The 5,462-nt window shown below is 48.4% G+C and carries 2 tRNA genes and 2 rRNA genes; all 4 read left to right on the top strand.

Annotation, left to right across the window (positions count from 1 at the left end):
- Window positions 1–284: 284 nt before the first annotated feature.
- The 4 genes from JMX93_RS14160 to JMX93_RS14145 all read left to right on the top strand — a co-directional run bounded on the left by JMX93_RS14160 (window position 285) and on the right by JMX93_RS14145 (window position 5,283).
- A 16S ribosomal RNA gene (locus tag JMX93_RS14160) occupies window positions 285–1,823 on the top strand.
- Window positions 1,824–1,898: 75 nt separating this feature from the next.
- Window positions 1,899–1,975 (top strand) — tRNA-Ile (locus JMX93_RS14155).
- 9 nt (window positions 1,976–1,984) lie between these two features.
- Window positions 1,985–2,060: transfer RNA gene (locus JMX93_RS14150), tRNA-Ala, on the top strand.
- A gap of 361 nt (window positions 2,061–2,421) precedes the next feature.
- Window positions 2,422–5,283, top strand: a 23S ribosomal RNA gene (locus JMX93_RS14145).
- The 16S and 23S rRNA genes sit together here with 2 tRNA genes alongside, the layout of an rRNA operon.
- Window positions 5,284–5,462 lie beyond the last annotated feature (179 nt).

Raw genomic sequence — 5,462 nt, 5'->3', positions numbered from 1 at the left:
ACAGTGAAAGCAATACCCTATATATCAGTTACTGGACGACAGTGATTGAGCACTATTTAAAAGCATAACTAAAGAACAACTTGTGTGGATTTTTGCTGATTCAGAATGCTAAAAAATAAAGTTGACTATCTTTTCTTTTCGGAAAGATTATTAACTATAAAAATTATCATTTAAGACAGCAGAAAAACTCAAAGTTAATTCATTACGAACATAATTTTTAGCGATTTTGCCAGATTAAATGAGCCAAGTTTAGAAGCTTCTTTAAAGAGCTTCATAGCAAGATTAAACTGAAGAGTTTGATCATGGCTCAGATTGAACGCTGGCGGCAGGCTTAACACATGCAAGTCGAGCGGAAACGATGATAGCTTGCTATCAGGCGTCGAGCGGCGGACGGGTGAGTAATACTTAGGAATCTACCTAGTAGTGGGGGATAGCACGGGGAAACTCGTATTAATACCGCATACGACCTACGGGAGAAAGGGGGCAGTTTACTGCTCTCGCTATTAGATGAGCCTAAGTCGGATTAGCTAGATGGTGGGGTAAAGGCCTACCATGGCGACGATCTGTAGCTGGTCTGAGAGGATGATCAGCCACACCGGGACTGAGACACGGCCCGGACTCCTACGGGAGGCAGCAGTGGGGAATATTGGACAATGGGGGAAACCCTGATCCAGCCATGCCGCGTGTGTGAAGAAGGCCTTTTGGTTGTAAAGCACTTTAAGCAGTGAAGAAGACTCCGTGGTTAATACCCACGGACGATGACATTAGCTGCAGAATAAGCACCGGCTAACTCTGTGCCAGCAGCCGCGGTAATACAGAGGGTGCAAGCGTTAATCGGAATTACTGGGCGTAAAGCGAGCGTAGGTGGCTTGATAAGTCAGATGTGAAATCCCCGGGCTTAACCTGGGAACTGCATCTGAAACTGTTAGGCTAGAGTAGGTGAGAGGGAGGTAGAATTTCAGGTGTAGCGGTGAAATGCGTAGAGATCTGAAGGAATACCGATGGCGAAGGCAGCCTCCTGGCATCATACTGACACTGAGGCTCGAAAGCGTGGGTAGCAAACAGGATTAGATACCCTGGTAGTCCACGCCGTAAACGATGTCTACTAGTCGTTGGGTCCCTTGAGGACTTAGTGACGCAGCTAACGCAATAAGTAGACCGCCTGGGGAGTACGGCCGCAAGGTTAAAACTCAAATGAATTGACGGGGGCCCGCACAAGCGGTGGAGCATGTGGTTTAATTCGATGCAACGCGAAGAACCTTACCTGGTCTTGACATATCTAGAATCCTGCAGAGATGCGGGAGTGCCTTCGGGAATTAGAATACAGGTGCTGCATGGCTGTCGTCAGCTCGTGTCGTGAGATGTTGGGTTAAGTCCCGCAACGAGCGCAACCCTTGTCCTTAGTTACCAGCGGGTTAAGCCGGGAACTCTAAGGATACTGCCAGTGACAAACTGGAGGAAGGCGGGGACGACGTCAAGTCATCATGGCCCTTACGACCAGGGCTACACACGTGCTACAATGGTAGGTACAGAGGGCAGCTACACAGCGATGTGATGCGAATCTCAAAAAGCCTATCGTAGTCCAGATTGGAGTCTGCAACTCGACTCCATGAAGTAGGAATCGCTAGTAATCGCGGATCAGAATGCCGCGGTGAATACGTTCCCGGGCCTTGTACACACCGCCCGTCACACCATGGGAGTTGATTGCACCAGAAGTGGATAGCTTAACCTTCGGGAAGGCGTTCACCACGGTGTGGTTGATGACTGGGGTGAAGTCGTAACAAGGTAGCCGTAGGGGAACCTGCGGCTGGATCACCTCCTTATAGATGGCATTCGGTCAGCAAGAATTCACAACAAGTTGTTCTTTAGTTTAAGCTTACGTTTATCTAAGCGTAATTGGGTCTGTAGCTCAGCTGGTTAGAGCACCGTGTTGATAACGCGGGGGTCAGTGGTTCAAGTCCACTTAGACCCACCATTTTATAATGGGGCCATAGCTCAGTTGGTAGAGCGCCTGCCTTGCACGCAGGAGGTCAACGGTTCGACTCCGTTTGGCTCCACCACTATAAACGAATCAAGTAAGCTTTAAGTGCTAATAGTATAAATAGAAACAAGTGATTCGCCTTTATTGGCAAGATTACTTCTTTCTGTTTTATACAGAATCTGTGACTCGACGAGAGCATAGAGACTATTTAAAAACATAGATATGAGTCTGGGTTAGGATGGGCGTGTTCACGCGCACTTCCTAACCTTAGTAATCGACCTCTTAACGACATCAGTTGTTATCCCAGGGGTTGATTGCTAAAAAAAGTAAAGAGAACTGAATCAAGCGTATAAACATAGGTGATATCGTTATCATAATTAGATCTTATGACACTTTGAAGTCAAAGCTTATTTATAAGTCAAGACTACTTGGGGTTGTATGGTCAAGTAATGAAGCGCACATGGTGGATGCCTTGGCAGTCAGAGGCGATGAAAGACGTGACAGCCTGCGATAAGCTTCGGGGAGGCGGCAATATCCTGTGATCCGGAGATTTCTGAATGGGGAAACCCACCTAGCATAAGCTAGGTATCTTGTACTTGTACAAGAAGCGAACGAGGGGAAGTGAAACATCTCAGTACCCTTAGGAATAGACATCAAATGAGATTCCCCTAGTAGCGGCGAGCGAACGGGGAGAAGCCGATTAATTCTAATGTAGAAGAACAGCGTGGGAAAGCTGACCGTAGTAGGTGATAGTCCTGTATTCGAAACATTAGAGTTAACATATTAAGTAGAGCGGGGCACGAGAAATCCTGTTTGAAGATGGGGGGACCATCCTCCAAGGCTAAATACTCCTGACTGACCGATAGTGAACCAGTACCGTGAGGGAAAGGCGAAAAGAACCCCTGTGAGGGGAGTGAAATAGAACCTGAAACCGTGTGCGTACAAGCAGTGGGAGCCTTAATTTATTAGGGTGACCGCGTACCTTTTGTATAATGGGTCAGCGACTTATGTTCTGTAGCAAGGTTAACCGTTTAGGGGAGCCGTAGGGAAACCGAGTCTTAATAGGGCGTTTAGTTGCAGGGCATAGACCCGAAACCGAGTGATCTATCCATGAGCAGGTTGAAAGTGTCGTAACAGACACCGGAGGACCGAACCCACTGTCGTTGAAAAGCCAGGGGATGACTTGTGGATAGGGGTGAAAGGCTAATCAAACTCGGTGATAGCTGGTTCTCCCCGAAAGCTATTTAGGTAGCGCCTCGGACGAACACCATTGGGGGTAGAGCACTGTTTCGGCTAGGGGGTCATACCGACTTACCAAACCGATGCAAACTCCGAATACCGATGAGTGATATCCGGGAGACACACAGTGGGTGCTAACGTCCATTGTGGAGAGGGAAACAACCCAGACCGCCAGCTAAGGCCCCAAATTCCTAGTTAAGTGGGAAACGAGGTGGGAAGGCATAGACAGCTAGGAGGTTGGCTTAGAAGCAGCCATCCTTTAAAGAAAGCGTAATAGCTCACTAGTCGAGTCGGCCCGCGCGGAAGATGTAACGGGGCTCAAACTAGGAGCCGAAGCTGCGGATTTGAATTTGTTTTCAAGTGGTAGGGGAGCGTTGTGTAAGCCTGTGAAGGTGTGTCGTAAGGCATGCTGGAGGTATCACAAGAGCGAATGCTGACGTGAGTAACGATAATGCGAGTGAAAAGCTCGCACGCCGGAAGATCAAGGGTTCCAGTCCAACGTTAATCGGGGCTGGGTGAGTCGACCCCTAAGGCGAGGCCGAAAGGCGTAGTCGATGGGAAATCGGTTAATATTCCGATACTTGTTTATAATGCGATGGAGGGACGGAGAAGGTTATGTCAGCCTGGCGTTGGTTGTCCAGGTGAAAGGATGTAGGCTTACAACTTAGGTAAATCCGGGTTGTTACATGGCTGAGATCTGATAGCAAGCTGTACTTGTACAGTGAAGTGGCAAATACCATGCTTCCAGGAAAAGCTTCTAAGCAATAGTTATAAACGAATCGTACCCTAAACCGACACAGGTGATCAGGTAGAGAATACCAAGGCGCTTGAGAGAACTCTGCTGAAGGAACTAGGCAAAATGGTACCGTAACTTCGGGAGAAGGTACGCTGCTGATGGTGATAGGACTTGCTCCTTGAGCTGTTGGCAGTCGCAGATACCAGGCTGCTGCAACTGTTTATTAAAAACACAGCACTCTGCAAACACGAAAGTGGACGTATAGGGTGTGATGTCTGCCCGGTGCTGGAAGGTTAATTGATGGGGTTAGCGTAAGCGAAGCTCTTGATCGAAGCCCCAGTAAACGGCGGCCGTAACTATAACGGTCCTAAGGTAGCGAAATTCCTTGTCGGGTAAGTTCCGACCTGCACGAATGACATAATGATGGCAGCGCTGTCTCCAGCAGAGACTCAGTGAAATCGAAATCGCAGTGAAGATGCTGTGTACCCGCGGCTAGACGGAAAGACCCCGTGAACCTTTACTACAGCTTTACATTGAACTTTGACCTGACTTGTGCAGGATAGGTGGGAGGCTTTGAAGCCGAGACGCTAGTCTCGGTGGAGCCAATCTTGAAATACCACCCTGGTCATGTTGGGGTTCTAACTCAGGTATAACAATACCGAGGACAATGTATGGTGGGTAGTTTGACTGGGGCGGTCTCCTCCTAAAGAGTAACGGAGGAGTACGAAGGTGCGCTCAGACCGGTCGGAAATCGGTCGTAGAGTATAAAGGCAAAAGCGCGCTTAACTGCGAGACCCACAAGTCGAGCAGGTACGAAAGTAGGTCTTAGTGATCCGGTGGTTCTGTATGGAAGGGCCATCGCTCAACGGATAAAAGGTACTCTGGGGATAACAGGCTGATACCGCCCAAGAGTTCATATCGACGGCGGTGTTTGGCACCTCGATGTCGGCTCATCTCATCCTAGGGCTGAAGCAGGTCCTAAGGGTATGGCTGTTCGCCATTTAAAGAGGTACGCGAGCTGGGTTTAGAACGTCGTGAGACAGTTCGGTCCCTATCTACCGTGGGCGTTGGAAATTTGAGAGGATCTGCTCCTAGTACGAGAGGACCAGAGTGGACGAACCTCTGGTGTTCGGGTTGTCACGCCAGTGGCATTGCCCGGTAGCTACGTTCGGATGGGATAACCGCTGAAAGCATCTAAGCGGGAAGCCCACCTCAAGATTAGATTTCCCTAAAGAGCCGTTGAAGACTACGACGTTGATAGGCAGGGTGTGGAAGTGCAGCGATGCATGTAGCTAACCTGTACTAATTGCTCGTTTGGCTTGACCATACAACACCCAAGTGGTTTGTATGAAAGCTCTAATTAATCTATCTTGTAAAGCGAAAGCTTTAGAATAAAGAAAGAATATTTCGATATCACCTTAAACCTTGATTCAGTTAGGTTTATGTTGGTCGACGACAAGTAACCTTGAAGTCAATAATAACAACAACAGACTCATATCTAACCCC

The sequence above is a fragment of the Psychrobacter muriicola 2pS genome, assembly GCF_904846535.1.
GTDB classification, from domain to species: Bacteria; Pseudomonadota; Gammaproteobacteria; order Pseudomonadales; family Moraxellaceae; genus Psychrobacter; species Psychrobacter aquimaris.
The sequence above is the reverse complement of the archived record's forward strand: the minus strand, read 5'-3'. Positions and strand labels throughout refer to the sequence as shown.